Below are 15,120 nucleotides of genomic sequence, written 5' to 3' on the forward strand. Positions count from 1 at the left end.
GATCAGACGCCGCCGATGTCAGGGCCCTTGATGGTCTGACTACGCTGCCCCGAAGCCCCCACCGGCACTTCACCCTTCAACGTCACCCGACGCACCACCCGATCCTGAGTCCCGTAATCATCAATCGCGTAATGCTGCGTCGAACGGTTATCCCAGATCGCCACATCACCCGCCTTCCAGCGCCAGCGCACGGTGTTTTCCTGACGAACCACATGGCTCTGCAACAGCCCGAACAGGTGCGCCGAATCCGCTTGCGAATAACCCTTGATGCGCTTGACGAAGTGCCCCAGCAGCAAGCTCTTCTCGCCGCTGATCGGGTGTACGCGCACCACCGGGTGCTCGGTCTCGTACACGGTCGACGTGAAGACTTTGCGGTAGCGCTCAAGCTTCTCCGCCGACACGTCAGGCTTGGCGCTGGCGTAGTCGTACTCGTTGCTGTGCACGGCGATCAGTTTATCCGCCAGCTCGCGCAGCTCGCTCGGCAGTCCGTTGTAGGCGGTGGCGGTGTTGGCCCACAGCGTGTCGCCACCGAACGCCGGCGCCACGACAGAGCGCAGGATCGAGGCTTTCGGGTAGGCGTCGACGAACGTCACGTCGGTGTGCCACGAGTTGGCGCGCTGGCCTTCGGCACCGTCCAGCTCCAGCAGATAGCGGGTGCCCTCACGCGACGGCACGGTCGGGTGCGCCACCGGCTCGCCGAGCAAATGGGCGAAGGCTTCCTGGCGCTGATCGTCGAGCTGGGTTTGTTCACGGAAGAACACGACCTTGTACTCAACCAGTGCCTGTTGAATGGCTTCGACCGTGGCGGCGTCCAGATCACCGGACAACTGCACGCCACGAATCTCGGCGCCAATACGACCGGCCACCGGATGAATTTCCAGCGCGTGGACAGCGGGTTTTACAGCGAGTGCGGCATTGCTCATGGGTAGACCCTCATCGACTGCTTACGGTTGGGTGGCAGCAAAACATCGCTCTATCTATATTCCATATACATCTAATAGATAGCTACATGCTTCGTTGACGGAATAAGAGCTTGCATTTAAAACCTCAAGCAACCCTCGTCGCAAATGCCTTCGAGCTATTTTTAGGATGCCGGAAAAGCATATGGATCTTCGCCAGTTGCGCTACTTCATCGCCCTCAACGAACACCGCAGTTTTGTCCGTGCGGCGGACGCGATGGGCATCACCCAACCGGCGTTCAGCCGCAGCATTCAAGGGCTGGAGCAAGAGTTCGGTTGCGTGCTGGTGGATCGCGGCAACAAGGATCTGCGCCCAACGCCCGAGGGCCAGGTGGTGCTGCAACACGCCCTGACGCTGGTGCAGGGCGCGGCATTGCTCAGTGCTGAAGTGACGCAAATGACCAAGCTCGATGCCGGCGAAGTGCACTTCGGCTGCGGCCCTGCGCCGGCAGTGAAACTGGTGCCGGACGCGGTCGCGCAATTCATCAACGCGCACCCGAAAGTGCGCACCTGTTTTCAGGTGGATAACTGGGAAAAACTCAGCCGCGCCCTGAACCGGGAAGAGATCGAATTCTTCATTGCCGACATCCGCCATTTCGAGGCCGACCCGAACTTCCAGACCCAGCCACTGACGCCCAAACGCGGGGTGTTTTTCTGCCGGCCGGGGCACCCGCTTTTGGCCAAGGAAAGCCTGTCGACCAACGACATGTTCGACTACCCACTGGCAACCACGCTGATCCCGCCGGGCATACGCAAACTGCTGGCGAACCTCAGCGGGCGCATCGATTTTTCACCGACCATCGAGACCGAGCATTTCCCGGCGCTGGTGAAAGTGGTGCTGCAATCCAATGCAATCGGCATCGGCACGGAAGAGGCGTTTTACGAGGACCTTGCCCAGGGTTCGCTGGCGTTGCTGCACTGGCGTAATTTGCCGCAAAACCTGGAGAGCATGAATGCGCGGTGCGGGATTGTCAGTCGCACCGGGTTTCGCTTGTCGCCGGCAGCAAGAGCAATGATCGAGACACTGGTGGCGGTGGATAAGCAGCAAATCAGCGTCGCTGTTTAGGGCCCTTTCGCGAGCAAGCCCGCTCCCACAGTGATTCGGTGGCGAATGCAGAATTTGTATTCACCCAAGATCCCTGTGGGAGCGAGCCTGCTCGCGAAGAGGCCTGACCGGACACCAGAGTTTTAGAGCTTGGCTGCAGCGAGTTCAGGCACCACCCAGTCATTCACCTTGAACGGCTTGCGAATCAGCCGCTGCTGCGCCGCCAGATCCACCTTGTCCTGCAAGCTGCCAAGGAACACCGGATCCAGTGTCGAGGGGAATATCTCGCTCAACTTCTGATCCTGCAGATCCTGGGTCAGGATCACCGGCGGATAACTTGCCAGGCCCGAGACCAACTGCACGTAGGCGTCCTTGTTGCTGTCCTGAGTCAGCCATTCCACTGCCTGCTGCTGAGCCTTGAGCAGTTTTGCCACCGCTTGCGGGTGTGCATCGACAAACTTGCCGGTACCGATCAATACCGACTGCACGCTACCCGCGCCACCGAGATCCTTGGTGTTCAGCGGCAATTCGGCCAGACCTTTGGCTTGCAGCGCGGCCAAGCCTGAGCTGCCCCACGACGCATCGATCTGCCTGGCCGCCAGCGCCGCCACCGCCGCGCTGAAATCAAGGTTGATGACCTTCAGATCCTTCTCGCTCAGGCCCTGGCTGGCCAGCGCCGCATCGAATGACAGCTGAGTCGCGGTACCGCGAAAGATTGCCACGCGTTTGCCTTTGAGGTCCTGCAAAGTCTTGATCCCCGAACCCGGTACCACGCCCAGATACTGCTTCACCCCACGGGCGCTGGCGCTGAGCAGCCGCGTGTCGAGGCCATTGGACTTGCCGATGATCGCCGCCAGATCGCCCAGATAGGCCAGATCGACCTGACCATTGGCGAAGGCCTCGTTGATCACCGGCCCCGCCCCTTTGAAGAAGCTCCACTGAATCTTGATGCCCTGCTCGGCGAAGGCCTTTTCGAATATCTGCTGATCGCGCAGCACGTCGACTATGCCGCCACCACTGTGCTGAGTGCCGGCACTCAGATCGGGCACGGCGATGCGGATTTCCTTGAGTTCATCGGCGTGGGCGGTAAACGCCAGAAAACCCGCCAGCGCCGGAGCGGCAAACAGGCTGATGACGCGTTTGAAGGGAAGGTTCATAGGTGCAGCTCCTTGATCACGACGGGCGTTGAGGAGCCGAAAGTAGGCCGAACCTGCACCTTGCTTTAAATACTATAAATTCACATTTTTATAGCTTTTAACGCTAAGCAAGCGGTTACGGGGCTTGCAGCGGCGTATGCATTAACAGCATCGAAAATATTCTTCGAATGCATTGGATGCGCGTCTGGCTGGAGGCCTTAAATGGTCTGGCTTATCTCTCAATAGAATTGATTTTAATTTTATTAGACCAATTTTGCATACGCCGCTAGCCCACTGAGGGAGCGGGCTTGTTCGCGAAAAGGCCGTGTCATCCCCCCTCAACGGCGACTGACACTCCGCCTTCGTGAGCAAGCCCACTCCCACACAAGCAAAACGGTTCGCCATGCAACCCGACAACGGAGGTCACCCATGGCCCGTGATTCCCTGCTCAGCCTGCCGCTGCCCGCGCGACCGCTCAAAACTCGCCGCACGGGGCCAAGCCTGACCCAACGTGTGCTGCCCTGGCTGCTGCCGCTCAGTCTGTTTGCCCTGTGGTGGCTGGCGGCGCGCAATCAGTGGATGAGCGAGCAGATCCTGCCGGCGCCATTGCTGGTGTGGCACAGCGCGGTCGAGCTTTCTCAAGGCGAGCTGTGGAGCCATTTGTGGATCAGCCTGCAACGGCTGCTCTGGGGCTTGCTGGCGGGGATCAGCGCAGGAGCAATGCTCGGCGCTGCACTGGGTTTCAGTCAGCGTCTGGAACGCCTGATCTTCCCGACCTTCGCCGGTCTCGCCCAAGTGCCGACACTGGCGTGGATCCCGCTGTTCATGGTGTTTTTCGGCATCGGCGAAGTGCTGAAACTGGTGGTACTGATCAAAGCCATCGTGGTTCCGGTCACCCTGCACACGCTGGTCGGCGTGCGCGATGCGCAACCGAAACTGCGAGAAGCCGCTGCTGTGTTGCGCTTGCCGTCGCATTTGCTGATCCGTCGTCTGGTGCTGCCTGCCGCCCTTCCCGCGTTCATGGCCGGCGTGCGGCTGGCATTGGCCGCCGGCTGGACCTCGCTGCTGGCCGTCGAGCTGCTGGCCTCCAGTGAAGGCATCGGTTATCTGATGGTCTGGGCGCGGCAACTGTTCATGCTCGACATCGTTTTCGTCTGCATCGTGGTCATCGGCTTGATCGGTGTAGCGATGGATCGCGGTATCGGCCTGCTGGACAAAAAACTGCTGCACTGGCCGCACCCGGCCACCGCCGAAATTCGTCGCGGCCCGCGCTATGAAGGCTGGCAGCGGCTGCAACCGTGGCTGCTGCCGCTGGGCTTGTTCGTGCTGTGGCAATTGGCGAGCGATCAGCAGTGGGTCGACGCGAATATTCTGGTGAGCCCGCTGGCCGTGCTGAGCACCACATGGGACGGCTTGCTCGATGGCACGCTGATCAGCGGCATGGCCCTTAGCTTGGGGCGCACCCTCGGTGGTTTGCTGCTGGGCGGTGGGCTCGGTTTTGCTTTGGGCCTGCTGTTGGGCCTGTCGCACCTCAGCGAACGCCTGCTCGGGCCGACGCTTGCGGCGCTCCGTCAGATCGCGATTTTCGCCTGGGTGCCGCTGCTCACCGCGTGGTTCGGTCTGGGCGAATTGGCCAAGTGGGTATTCATCGCCCTCGCTGCGTTTTTTCCGCTGTTTATCGCCACCCAACGCAGCGTCGCCAACCTTTCGCCGCAACTCAACGAAGCCGCACAAGTGCTGCGCCTGAGCCTCGGCCAGCGTCTGCGCCGGCTGGTGCTGCCGGGCGCCGCACCGGGGATTTTCGCCGGGCTCAGATTGAGTCTGATCTATGCCTGGCTCGGCACCATCGGTGCCGAATATTTCATGCCGTCCAACGGCGGCATCGGCAGCCAGATGATCGGCGCCCAACAACTGCTGCGCATGGATCTGATCATGGCCGGCATGCTCCTCGTCGGTCTGACCGGCGCCCTGCTCAACCTTATTGGCCAACGCCTGGAAATTCGCGCGACCCGCTGGAGACACGCATGAACGCACCGATTGTCAGCTTCAACCATGTAGGCAAATCCTTCGACGTCGACGGTTTCGAACTGGAAGCGATTCGTGAATTCAACCTGGACATCGCCGAGGGCGAATTCGTCGCCATCGTCGGTTCCAGCGGCTGTGGCAAATCGACTTTGCTGCGCTTGCTGGTAGGCCTCGATACGCAGTTTCGCGGGCGGATCAGCGTCGACGGCAAAGCGGTCAGCGGCATCGGTGGTGAGCGCGGCATTGTCTTTCAGGAACACCGTTTATTCCCGTGGCTGACCGTGGCCGACAACATCGGCCTGGGCCTGGTCAACGAGCCGCTGAGTGCCGCGCAAAAGCAGCAACGGATCAACGATTTCATCGACATGGTGGGCCTGCGCGACTTCACCCGCGCCTATCCGCACCAGCTCTCCGGCGGCATGGCCCAGCGTGTGGCGATTGCTCGCGGCCTGGTCGCCAGCCCTCGGACTCTGTTGCTCGATGAGCCGTTCGGCGCCCTCGATGCACTGACCCGCCAGCAGATGCAGGACGAACTGCTGGCGATCCGCGACCGGGCCAAAATCACCACGGTCCTCGTCACCCACGACGTCGAAGAAGCAATCTTTCTCGCCGACCGCGTGGTGGTGATGGAGCCGCGTCCGGGACGGATCAAGCAAGTGGTCGACATCGCCCTGCCCCATCCGCGCCAGCGCAGCAGTTTCGACTTCCATCAGTTGCGCGAAGAGCTGCTGCACGAGCTGACCAGCGACGACCATTACCAACCGAGCGTACCGGTGCAGATCCGCGATCTGCCGCTGTCGTTCATTGCTTGCTGAGAGGAGCTTTTCGATGCCGCAACGCCCCAACTTTCTGCTGATTCTGGCCGACGATCTCGGCTTCTCCGACCTCGGTGCATTCGGCGGCGAAATCGCCACGCCGCACCTCGATGCCCTGGCCAGCAACGGCCTGCGCCTGACCGACTTCCACACCGCGCCCACCTGCTCGCCGACCCGTTCGATGCTGCTGACCGGCACCGATCACCACATCGCCGGCATCGGCACCATGGCCGAAGCACTGACGCCGGAACTGATCGGCAAACCGGGTTATGAGGGTTACCTCAACGACCGCGTCGTCGCATTGCCCGAACTGTTGCGCGAGGCCGGTTACCAGACGCTGATGAGCGGCAAATGGCACCTGGGCCTGACCGCTGAACTGGCGCCCCACACACGAGGCTTCGAGCGTTCGTTCTCGCTGTTGCCGGGCGCGGCCAACCATTACGGTTTCGAGCCAACCTACGACGAGCACACGCCGGGGCTGCTGAAATCGACGCCGGCGCTGTACATCGAAGACGACCGGTTCATCGACGAATTGCCCAAGGATTTCTATTCCTCCGATGCCTTCGGCGACAAGCTGCTGCAATACCTCAAGGAGCGCGACCAGACCCGACCGTTCTTTGCGTACTTGCCGTTTTCCGCACCGCACTGGCCGTTGCAGGCGCCAGCCGACATCGTCGAGAAATACCGAGGCCGCTATGACGCCGGCCCGGAGGTCTTGCGTCTCGAACGACTGGAAAAGCTCAAGGCACTGGGGTTGATCGAACCAGACGTCGAGCCGCATCCGCTGATCCAGTTGACCGCGCAGTGGGACGCACTGAGCGACGAGCAAAAGCAGATTTCCGCGCGGGCCATGGAGGTCTACGCGGCGATGGTCGAGCGCATGGACTGGAACATCGGCCGGGTCGTCGATTACCTGCGCCAGCAAGGGCAACTCGACAACACCTTCATCCTGTTCATGTCCGACAACGGTGCCGAAGGCGCGCTGCTGGAAGCGTTTCCGAAATTCGGTCCGGAGTTGATGACTTATCTGAATCAGCATTACGACAATAGCCTGGACAACATCGGCCGGGCCAATTCCTACGTCTGGTACGGGCCGAACTGGGCGCAAGTCGCCACCGCGCCGTCGCGACTGTTCAAGGCGTTCACCACCGAAGGCGGGATTCGCGTGCCGGCGCTGCTGCACTATTCGCAATTGCCAATTAAAGGGCAGATCAGCCATGGCTTCGGCACGGTGATGGACATCACCCCGACCATTCTTGATCTGGCTGGCGTGCGTCACCCGGGCAAGCACTGGCGCGGCAAACCGGTCGCGCCGCTGCGCGGTAAATCGTGGCTGGGATTTCTGTCCGGCGAGACGGCGCAGGTGCATGACGAGCACACGGTGACGGGGTGGGAATTGTTCGGGCGCCGGGCGATTCGGCTGGGGTCGTGGAAAGCGGTGTGGATCCCGGGGCCGGTGGGGCCGGCGACGTGGCAGCTGTATGATCTGGCCAGTGATCCGGGGGAGATTCATGATCTGGCGGTGAGTCGGCCGGAGAAGCTCAACGCCTTGATCGGGCATTGGCAGCAGTATGTGGAGGAGACCGGGGTGATTCTCAGTGCTTCGCCGTTTCAGCCGGATTAGATGTTGCCTGACAGATTGCATTCGCGAGCAGGCTCGCTCCCACATGTGGATTTGTTAACCCGATCCAATGTGGGAGCGAGCCTGCTCGCGAAGAGGACGTTGAAAATCACCCATCAAGCCCGGACTGTACGTACCCCTTCATTCGTAACTTCATCCCGCCGCACAAACCGGTTCGCCCGCCCGAACGTGCCGAAATCATTAAACCGAACCCCCATCTCCCGCATCACCTTGTGCGCCACCGGCACGGTCATCTGGCGAATGTAAAACGGCTCCTTCACCACAAAATGATGAATCCCGTGGCTGCTGCCAAAGTTGAAGCAGAACGCCTGCAACGGCCATAGCCACCAAGGGTTCAGCACCTGACATTGCTGCAACACATTGCCCGGCTCGACATCGCCGTAGTAATGCATGTTCGAACTGATGAAGTGCAGGCAAAACGTACGCAACACATTCGGGCCGATGATCACCACGGCAGCAATATCGATTACCTGCATTACTGACAATGTGGTCGCCGACCATTCAATCGGCGAGCCCATCAGGTACGCGATGCCATTGGCTGCGTGGAAGCCTAAAAACACATACCACGCGCCCCAATGCAGCAGCGCCAGCGGCGCGTAGACCTTGAACACCCGCTTGAGAATGCTCCACTTGTGCGCCCAGGTTGGCGCCCGCAACAAGCGGATGAACGCCGACATCATGTTGTCGCCGACCATCAGCAGACGCGCAAAACCCCACGGTTCGCCGTTGGTGATTGCGCGCTCTTCCATGTCGGTTTCAGTGCCGGACACCTTGTGGTGATTGAGATGCAGATGCCGGCGAATCCACGGGTTGATCGTGCTTGGCCGCGCCAGCCACACCAGGCCCATCATCAGGTTGTGCGGCACGCGTTGCTTGCGGAAATACATGCTGTGGATCAGATCATGTTCGAGCTCATGGGTGAGCGAGGCAAAAAATGCATTGAGCAGCAGGCACACCCACCAGGCCATGTGGCCGCTGATGTACAGCGCTGCCGAACCGATCATCCCGGCCAGGGCAAACGCCAGAATCCCTGCACCCAGCGCATCCTGATGCTTGAGAATCGGGTAGCGCTCGCGCAATTCGACGCCTTTGGCCAGCACCACTTGGCGAATATGCGCTGATCGCTGGGCAGCATTGTGACGCGGGGGACTTGCAGAAGTACCGTCCATGCTTCCATCCTCTGGGTATTGATGTTCGCATCCTGCCTTGCAGGGGTGCGAAACGCGATAGCCGAGAACGCCAACCTGTTGACCGGAAGCGCCAATCAGCATGAAGGAACCGACCTCCCTCGCCAGCTGGACCCGTGCCTTGCGCAAGCAACTCGATGCGCTGGGGCTGGACAGCACTGACCTGTGCCAACAGGCCGGGCTTGATCCACTGCTGATGGACGATCCCAACGCGCGCTATCCGTTGTCCGGCACCACGCGGCTGTGGCAGATCGCCGTGCAGGTCAGCGGCGATCCGGCAATCGGTCTGCGGGTGTCGCGATTTGTCAGCCCGACCACGTTCCATGCACTCGGTTATGCGCTGGTGGCCAGCGGCAGTTTGCGCGAGGTGTTCGAGCGCATCGTGCGTTATCACCCGGTGGTCAGCGATGCGCTGGAACTGGACCTGAGCCGCAGCGATGACCGTTACCTGTTCCGTCTGAACATTCCGTCAGGCAACCCCGCCCCCGCCTTCGAAGCCATCGACGCCTTCGCCGCGATCTACGTGCGTACCTGCCGCAATCGCCTCGGCCGCGATTACGCGCCGCTGGCCGTTTACCTGCGCCGCCCGGAACCGGTCGATGCGCATCAGTGGCACAAAGTCTTCCGCGCGCCGGTGCATTTCGCCTCAGCCGAAGATCGCCTGGAGTTCGCCCTTGCCGACTTCGACAGCCATCTCGACGACGCCAACCCGGAACTGGCCGAACACAACGAAGCGGTGCTCAAACGCACCATGGCCCAGCTCCAGCCATTGACCTGGGAACGCAAGGTGCGCGACGCCATCGAAGAACAACTGCCCGAAGGTGAGCCCAGCGCCGAACGCATCGCCCAAGCCTTGCACCTGAGCCTGCGCAGCCTGCAACGGCATCTGGCGGATGAAGGTTGTCGCTTCGACACGCTGCTCAACGAAAGCCGCGAGAACCTCGCGCTGCTGCACCTGCGCGATCCGCAGTGTTCGTTGAGTGAGGTCAGTTATTTGCTGGGGTTTGCCGACACCAGCAGCTTCAGCCGCGCGTTCAAGCGCTGGACGGGGATGACGCCGGGGCAGTTTCGCGATCAGTTGCGTTGATTGATCCCGAATTGAATCTTGAACTTCATCGCAAGCGAACTGCTTGCTCCAGACGCCAGTGAAGTCTTGAGCCATGCCCCGGGCGCAACCTTGCCCGGTTTATTGCTTGGAACTCTCGGCTTCAATTTCAAAATAGTAAGTTGGTGATCGTGCAGACGTTTCAACGCCTTTTGTTTGCACTACGAAATAAGCATGCTCACCTACGCTGAAACTCATTCGATCGGTCATCCATTTATAATCATGCCCGGGGGGGACTTCCGCGATCAGATCCAAGGTCTCATGCGCATACATCTTGACCGTCCAATCCCGTCGACGAGATCCCATAAAGATTATGCTGTCGGATGTCGTATGGTGGTTCGGGGGATGAAGCACAAGTGGCGCCTCGACCTCAATTTCCCCCTGCTGGGAAGTCAGCTCATTGCCTGCATCTGTCGGGATCTTGCTCATGGTTTCCACTCCTGTGGATAGGGTTTCTTCCGTTCTAACCCGCAGTTCCAACAATCGTCTACTGTCAAACCTGACAGGGGGCCAATGGCCATCAATCTGGTCAAAAGTCCAATTCCCCTCCCCGCCGCAGGCTGTCTTACTCTTGGAAAACGGTATGTGAGTTCTGCTGAGGCCATTTAGATCACTTGAAAGCCCAACTCAAAAACAGTAACCGTCGCATCACTGCTCACCCGCACGTGTCCACCATGCAATTGCATGATCGACTGCACAATCGCCAGCCCCAACCCGCCGGAATCACCCGGCTCGGCGCGGGCCGGATCGACGCGGTAGAAACGGTCGAACAGTTTGCCCAGATGCCCGGCGGCAATGGTCGGGCCGTGGTTGTGTACCTGTAACCAGCAAACGCCCGATTCATCACGGCGGCGCAGGCTGATCACGGTGCCGGAATCGGCATGCCGCACCGCGTTGGCCAGCAAGTTGCCGAGGGCCCGTTGCAGCAGTTGCTGATCGGCGAACAGTTCGCCGTGCAACTGGTTTTCCAGACGCAAATCGCGGTCATCGGCCAGCGCCTCGAAGTAATCGCAGAGTTCGCCACCCACCTCAGGCAGATCCAGCGTCTGCAAGTTGAGCGCCCGCTCCGCCTGCTCCGCACGGGCAAGGAACATCAGGTTTTCCGCCATGCACTTGAGCCGCTCGAACTCTTCCATGTTCGACGCCAGCACTTCCTGGTATTCCGCCGTGCTGCGTGGGTGATTGAGTGCCTGGCCGTTGCTGGCGAGCAGCGTGTGCAGCGGTGTGCGGATCTCGTGGGCGAGGTCGGCGGAGAACTGTGACAGGCGCTGCACGCTCTCCTCCAGGCGCGCCAGCATGGCGTTGAGTGCGTGCACCGGTTCGAGCAATTCGGCGGGTGTGCCCGTGGCGGGCAAACGCTGATCGAGACTGCGCAGATCGATGCCACGCACCGCCTCACTCAACTGGCGCAACGGTTGCAGGCCACGACGCAGCAGCACCAGACCCAAGGCAAACGCCAGCACTGCGCCGAGCCCGATCGCCAGGTACAGGCGCATGCGATAACTGGCGAGCATCTGCTCGCGTTCGCTCAACACTTTGCCGGCGATGACAGTTAGCGATTCGCCGTTCGGCCCTCGGGCTTCGCCAGACACCAAGGCCAGCGCTGCACCGTCCGGCGCTTGCCAGGTCAGGACGTCACGCCGCTGCGGTGTCTGATCACGCGCAATGGCGGCCATTACCGGCAATTCTCGTTGTCGTGGATTGATGCCAATCACGCTGGAGCCGTCGGCGCGGCGCACCAACAACAAGCTATCGAGATTACCGAGCATGTTCTGATACAGCCGCGGCCGCGCCTGCAAGGCGTCGAGGCTGTCGCTGTCGGCGAGCAAGGCGCGTACCTGCTCCAGGCGGCCGAGCAACGCCAGATCGTCACGCCAGGCGATTTCCGAGGCGAGCGAGCGGTAGAGAAATATACCGATCGCGCTCAAGACCAAGGCGCAGACAATCGCGAATGCCAGCGCCAGGCGCCAGGCGATCGACCTAGAGCGCATCGTCAGGCGCTTCCAGCTGATAGCCGACGCCGCGCACGGTGTGGATCAGTTTCGGCATGTACGGATCATCGACCTTGGAGCGCAAACGACGCACTGCGACTTCGACCATGTTGGTGTCGCTGTCGAAATTCAGGTTCCACACCTGCGAGGCAATCAGCGTGCGCGACAGCACTTCGCCCTGCCGACTGGCGAGCAGATGCAGCAGGGCGAATTCCTTGTTGGTCAACGAAATGCGCTGACCGCCACGGCTGACGCGGCGGCGCAGCACGTCGATTTCCAGATCGGCGATGCTGTACGACTCGGCTTCGCGCATCGGCCCGCGTCGCAGCAGCGTGCGCACGCGCGCGAGCAATTCGGCGAAGGCGAAAGGCTTGAGCAAGTAATCGTCGGCACCCAGTTCAAGGCCGCGCACGCGGTCTTCGATGGCGTCCTTGGCGGTGAGAAACAGTACCGGCGTGGCGCCGCGCTGGCGGATCAGTTGCAGTAATTGCCAGCCGTTGAGGCCCGGCAGCATCACGTCGAGGATGATCAGGTCGTATTCCTGCTGCTCGATGAAATAGCGCCCGTCGAGGCCATTGAGCGCCACATCCACGGCAAATCCTGACTCGCCCAGGCCCTTGGCAAGGAAATTGGCGGTTTTGGCTTCATCTTCTACGACCAGCAAACGCATGGCACACCTCGATTGATCAGGCACACAGGCTAGGCGCCTTCGGCGACGTTGCCCATTACAAACTTGTAATCCGACTGACGAGGTTCTGACGAAGACCGGCGGCTAAGGTGGCAGCCTTCGCTTTCGGAGCTTGTTTCATGACCTTCAAGTACCTCGTTTCGAGCCTCGCCATCGGCCTGAGCGCCAGCGTTTTCGCCGCTCCTGAACTGCCGCGCCACGCCGACCTTGATCTGAAGACGGCACGCCTGCTGGCCGATACGGCAATGAGCAACTGCACCGGCACGGTGTCGGTGCTTGACCGTGGCGGCAACCTTTGGGTGACGATGCGTGGCGACGGCGTCGGCCCGCACAACACCGCTGCCAGCCAGCGCAAGGCCTACACCGCGCTGTCGACAAAAACCCCAACCCGCTTGTTCGCCGAGCGCGCTCGCAGCAACCCGGAAACCGCCAACCTCAACACCCTCGACGAATTGTTGCTGCTGGGCGGCGGTATTCCGCTGTTCGCCGGCAATGAACTGGTCGGCGCCATGGGCGTGGCCGGTTCCGGCGGCGGCGAGCAAGACGAAACCTGTGCAACCCGCGCCGCCGACAAGGCCGGCCTGTCCATCACCCGATCCCAATAAGGAGTTTCATCATGAATACCCTGCGCATGACGTTCGCCGCGCTCGGCCTGAGTGCTTTCTCAAGCCTGGCCCTGGCTGCCGGCAACCCGCTGAGCGTGCACGTACTCAATCTGGAAAACGGTTTGCCTTCGCCGGGCGTCAACGTGACGCTGGAAAAGCACGTCGGCCAGAACTGGCAGCCACTGGCCGAAGGCACCACCAATGAACAGGGGCGCATCGCCGAACTGTTCCCGGCCAAGCAGCCTTTTGAAGCGGGCGAATACCGGGTGGTGTTCAAGACCGGTGAATACTTCAAAAAGACCCAGCACGAAACGTTCTTCCCGGAAATTCCGGTGATTTTCGAAGTGAAGCAGACTGACCAGCACTACCACATCCCGTTGCTGCTGAGCCCGTACGGCTTCTCGACCTATCGCGGTTCCTGAAATCAACACAGATCAAAAATGTGGGAGCGGGCTTGCTCGCGAAGGCGCCGGATCAGTCGACAGCTTTGTTGAATGATTCACCGCTTTCGCGAGCAAGCCCGCTCCCACAGGGGTATCCGGTGTTTCTCAGATTGTGGCCAGCGCACGCAATCGCACCGCATCAAGAATTTCGATCTCACCGTAAGCCAAGCCAATAATCCCCTGCCCCTGCAAATCCTTGAGGATCTGATTAGTGGTCTGCCGCGACAGCGACAGCATCGCTGCCAACTGCTCCTGCGGCAGTTGCAGCACCCGACGGGGCGCATCAATCTCGCCGTAGCCCTCGGCGATCATCAGCAAGCGATGCGCCAGTCGCGCCGGGGCCGGTAGCAGGCTCAGCTGTTCGAGATTGATAAACGTCAGACGCAGTTTGTGACTCATCAGCAACGCCAGATGCCGCCAGAACACAGGATGTTCATCGAGCAGTTTCAGCAGGTTGTTCTGCGGAATATTCAGCAGTGTGCACGGCCCGACGGCATAGGCGTCATGAGTACGCGGCTGGCCGTCGAACAGGCAGATCTCGCCGAACCAGTGCGGCGCTTCCACCAGGCTCAGCAACGCTTCCTTGCCCTGTTCACTCACCGCGCCGATACGCACGGCGCCATCGAGCACCGCGTACAAACCGCACGGTGGATCGCCACGCTGGAACAAGCGCTGCCCCGCCGTCAGCCGCCGCTCCCGGGCCGCCGCCAGCAGACTATCCTGAAAGGACGCAGGCAAATGACTGAACCATTGCCCGGTCAGCAGCCGTGAACGCATATCCATGAAAACTCCTGATTGTCGGCTGCCTGACAGAACGAACGCTGAACCCGGGGCATGCTGCAATCACCCTACAGGAGGAACAACAATGAAAAGCCTCGTCGATCACTTGAGTCAATACGCCGCCTACCACCGTGACCCACGCAACATTGCCAGCCACTTTATCGGCATTCCGTTGATTGTGGTGGCAGTGGCAGTTTTGCTGTCGCGGCCGGAATGGTCGCTGGGCGGATTGTGGATTTCACCAGCGGTTTTGCTGGCACTGGCCTCGGCGTGGTTTTACCTGCGCCTGGAAGTGAAGCTCGGGGTGCTGATGACCCTGCTGATGGGGCTTTCGGTGTGGGCCGGGCATGTCTTGGCGCAGCAGAGCACGATGGTCTGGCTGAGCAGCGGTCTGGCGATGTTTGTGATTGGTTGGGTGATCCAGTTTGTCGGGCATCACTACGAAGGGCGCAAACCGGCGTTTGTCGATGATGTGAGCGGGCTGATTGTCGGGCCGTTGTTTGTCGTGGTCGAGTTGGCGTTCCTGCTCGGGATGCGCCAGGAATTGAAAGAGCAGATCGAGGCGCGGGCGGGGGGGGTGCGGGTCAATCCGAATCGGGCCGCTGTGTAGATCGCATTCGCGAGCAGGCTCGCTCCCACAGGGGATTTGTGGCGATCACAGATCCAGTGTGGGAGCCAGCCTGCTGGCGATGCTTTTTG

The 15,120-nt window shown here is 60.7% G+C and carries 15 protein-coding genes; 8 read left to right on the forward strand and 7 right to left on the reverse strand.

Annotation, left to right across the window (positions count from 1 at the left end; translation table 11 throughout):
• Window positions 1-2: 2 nt before the first annotated feature.
• Window positions 3-923 carry a TauD/TfdA dioxygenase family protein gene (locus ATI02_RS14410; RefSeq protein WP_095191789.1) on the reverse strand — a complete coding sequence of 307 codons (921 nt, stop codon included), beginning with the start codon at window positions 921-923 and terminating at the stop codon, window positions 3-5.
• Window positions 924-1,104: 181 nt separating this feature from the next.
• On the opposite strand from ATI02_RS14410, the gene ATI02_RS14415 reads away from it, so the two are divergent.
• Window positions 1,105-2,025: a LysR family transcriptional regulator gene (locus ATI02_RS14415; protein ID WP_100846613.1), complete on the forward strand. Its 921-nt coding sequence runs from the start codon at window positions 1,105-1,107 to the stop codon at window positions 2,023-2,025.
• 122 nt (window positions 2,026-2,147) lie between these two features.
• Here ATI02_RS14415 and ATI02_RS14420 read toward each other — a convergent pair whose 3' ends face one another.
• A complete protein-coding gene (locus ATI02_RS14420) occupies window positions 2,148-3,161 on the reverse strand; it encodes an ABC transporter substrate-binding protein (protein ID WP_095191787.1) in 1,014 nt (337 codons plus the stop codon).
• 408 nt (window positions 3,162-3,569) lie between these two features.
• On the opposite strand from ATI02_RS14420, the gene ATI02_RS14425 reads away from it, so the two are divergent.
• From ATI02_RS14425 to ATI02_RS14435, 3 genes are read left to right on the forward strand one after another with little or no spacing between them, the layout of a single operon-like run.
• Window positions 3,570-5,168, forward strand: coding sequence for an ABC transporter permease (locus tag ATI02_RS14425; protein ID WP_100846614.1), 1,599 nt, complete (start codon window positions 3,570-3,572; stop codon window positions 5,166-5,168).
• Entirely contained in the window at window positions 5,165-5,980 is an 816-nt protein-coding gene (locus tag ATI02_RS14430; protein WP_100846615.1) for an ABC transporter ATP-binding protein, read from the forward strand. The genes ATI02_RS14425 and ATI02_RS14430 overlap by 4 nt, the downstream gene beginning before the upstream one ends.
• A gap of 13 nt (window positions 5,981-5,993) precedes the next feature.
• Window positions 5,994-7,604, forward strand: coding sequence for an arylsulfatase (locus ATI02_RS14435; protein ID WP_100846616.1), 1,611 nt, complete (start codon window positions 5,994-5,996; stop codon window positions 7,602-7,604).
• A 113-nt stretch (window positions 7,605-7,717) separates the two neighbouring features.
• On the opposite strand, the gene ATI02_RS14440 is transcribed toward ATI02_RS14435, so the two are convergent.
• Window positions 7,718-8,791 carry a fatty acid desaturase gene (locus ATI02_RS14440; protein WP_100846617.1) on the reverse strand — a complete coding sequence of 358 codons (1,074 nt, stop codon included), beginning with the start codon at window positions 8,789-8,791 and terminating at the stop codon, window positions 7,718-7,720.
• Window positions 8,792-8,891: 100 nt separating this feature from the next.
• Here ATI02_RS14440 and ATI02_RS14445 point away from each other — a divergent pair, with 100 nt between their 5' ends.
• Window positions 8,892-9,896 carry an AraC family transcriptional regulator gene (locus ATI02_RS14445; RefSeq protein WP_100846618.1) on the forward strand — a complete coding sequence of 335 codons (1,005 nt, stop codon included), beginning with the start codon at window positions 8,892-8,894 and terminating at the stop codon, window positions 9,894-9,896.
• Window positions 9,897-9,995: 99 nt separating this feature from the next.
• On the opposite strand, the gene ATI02_RS14450 is transcribed toward ATI02_RS14445, so the two are convergent.
• The 3 genes from ATI02_RS14450 to ATI02_RS14460 form a co-directional block, all read right to left on the reverse strand.
• Window positions 9,996-10,343 (reverse strand): hypothetical protein, encoded by a 348-nt coding sequence (locus ATI02_RS14450; RefSeq protein WP_100846619.1) that lies wholly within the window; start codon window positions 10,341-10,343, stop codon window positions 9,996-9,998.
• Window positions 10,344-10,519: 176 nt separating this feature from the next.
• Window positions 10,520-11,905: a heavy metal sensor histidine kinase gene (locus ATI02_RS14455; protein WP_100846620.1), complete on the reverse strand. Its 1,386-nt coding sequence runs from the start codon at window positions 11,903-11,905 to the stop codon at window positions 10,520-10,522.
• Window positions 11,895-12,575, reverse strand: coding sequence for a heavy metal response regulator transcription factor (locus tag ATI02_RS14460; RefSeq protein ID WP_095191643.1), 681 nt, complete (start codon window positions 12,573-12,575; stop codon window positions 11,895-11,897). The genes ATI02_RS14455 and ATI02_RS14460 overlap by 11 nt, the downstream gene beginning before the upstream one ends.
• Before the next feature lie 137 nt (window positions 12,576-12,712).
• Between ATI02_RS14460 and ATI02_RS14465 the strand changes: the two genes are divergently transcribed.
• Window positions 12,713-13,198, forward strand: a complete 486-nt coding sequence (locus tag ATI02_RS14465) for a GlcG/HbpS family heme-binding protein (protein WP_100846621.1) — start codon at window positions 12,713-12,715, stop codon at window positions 13,196-13,198.
• A gap of 11 nt (window positions 13,199-13,209) precedes the next feature.
• Window positions 13,210-13,620: a hydroxyisourate hydrolase gene (gene uraH / locus ATI02_RS14470; protein WP_100846622.1), complete on the forward strand. Its 411-nt coding sequence runs from the start codon at window positions 13,210-13,212 to the stop codon at window positions 13,618-13,620.
• 126 nt (window positions 13,621-13,746) lie between these two features.
• Here uraH and ATI02_RS14480 read toward each other — a convergent pair whose 3' ends face one another.
• On the reverse strand, window positions 13,747-14,424 hold the full coding sequence (locus ATI02_RS14480; RefSeq protein WP_100846623.1) for a Crp/Fnr family transcriptional regulator: 678 nt from the start codon (window positions 14,422-14,424) through the stop codon (window positions 13,747-13,749).
• Between the two features lie 82 nt (window positions 14,425-14,506).
• On the opposite strand from ATI02_RS14480, the gene ATI02_RS14485 reads away from it, so the two are divergent.
• Window positions 14,507-15,031 (forward strand): Mpo1 family 2-hydroxy fatty acid dioxygenase, encoded by a 525-nt coding sequence (locus ATI02_RS14485; RefSeq protein ID WP_095191639.1) that lies wholly within the window; start codon window positions 14,507-14,509, stop codon window positions 15,029-15,031.
• Window positions 15,032-15,120: the final 89 nt, after the last annotated feature.

The sequence above is a fragment of the Pseudomonas baetica genome (assembly GCF_002813455.1).
GTDB lineage: Bacteria > Pseudomonadota > Gammaproteobacteria > Pseudomonadales > Pseudomonadaceae > Aquipseudomonas > Aquipseudomonas baetica.

Excerpts from the sequence above, each read along its gene's own strand:
- ATI02_RS14410 (WP_095191789.1), bottom strand. The coding sequence starts at position 923 with ATGAGCAATGCCGCACTCGCTGTAAAACCCGCTGTCCACGCGCTGGAA.
- ATI02_RS14415 (WP_100846613.1), top strand. The coding sequence starts at position 1,105 with ATGGATCTTCGCCAGTTGCGCTACTTCATCGCCCTCAACGAACACCGC.
- ATI02_RS14420 (WP_095191787.1), bottom strand. The coding sequence starts at position 3,161 with ATGAACCTTCCCTTCAAACGCGTCATCAGCCTGTTTGCCGCTCCGGCG.
- ATI02_RS14425 (WP_100846614.1), top strand. The coding sequence starts at position 3,570 with ATGGCCCGTGATTCCCTGCTCAGCCTGCCGCTGCCCGCGCGACCGCTC.
- ATI02_RS14430 (WP_100846615.1), top strand. The coding sequence starts at position 5,165 with ATGAACGCACCGATTGTCAGCTTCAACCATGTAGGCAAATCCTTCGAC.
- ATI02_RS14435 (WP_100846616.1), top strand. The coding sequence starts at position 5,994 with ATGCCGCAACGCCCCAACTTTCTGCTGATTCTGGCCGACGATCTCGGC.
- ATI02_RS14440 (WP_100846617.1), bottom strand. The coding sequence starts at position 8,791 with ATGGACGGTACTTCTGCAAGTCCCCCGCGTCACAATGCTGCCCAGCGA.
- ATI02_RS14445 (WP_100846618.1), top strand. The coding sequence starts at position 8,892 with ATGAAGGAACCGACCTCCCTCGCCAGCTGGACCCGTGCCTTGCGCAAG.
- ATI02_RS14450 (WP_100846619.1), bottom strand. The coding sequence starts at position 10,343 with ATGAGCAAGATCCCGACAGATGCAGGCAATGAGCTGACTTCCCAGCAG.
- ATI02_RS14455 (WP_100846620.1), bottom strand. The coding sequence starts at position 11,905 with ATGCGCTCTAGGTCGATCGCCTGGCGCCTGGCGCTGGCATTCGCGATT.
- ATI02_RS14460 (WP_095191643.1), bottom strand. The coding sequence starts at position 12,575 with ATGCGTTTGCTGGTCGTAGAAGATGAAGCCAAAACCGCCAATTTCCTT.
- ATI02_RS14465 (WP_100846621.1), top strand. The coding sequence starts at position 12,713 with ATGACCTTCAAGTACCTCGTTTCGAGCCTCGCCATCGGCCTGAGCGCC.
- uraH (WP_100846622.1), top strand. The coding sequence starts at position 13,210 with ATGAATACCCTGCGCATGACGTTCGCCGCGCTCGGCCTGAGTGCTTTC.
- ATI02_RS14480 (WP_100846623.1), bottom strand. The coding sequence starts at position 14,424 with ATGGATATGCGTTCACGGCTGCTGACCGGGCAATGGTTCAGTCATTTG.
- ATI02_RS14485 (WP_095191639.1), top strand. The coding sequence starts at position 14,507 with ATGAAAAGCCTCGTCGATCACTTGAGTCAATACGCCGCCTACCACCGT.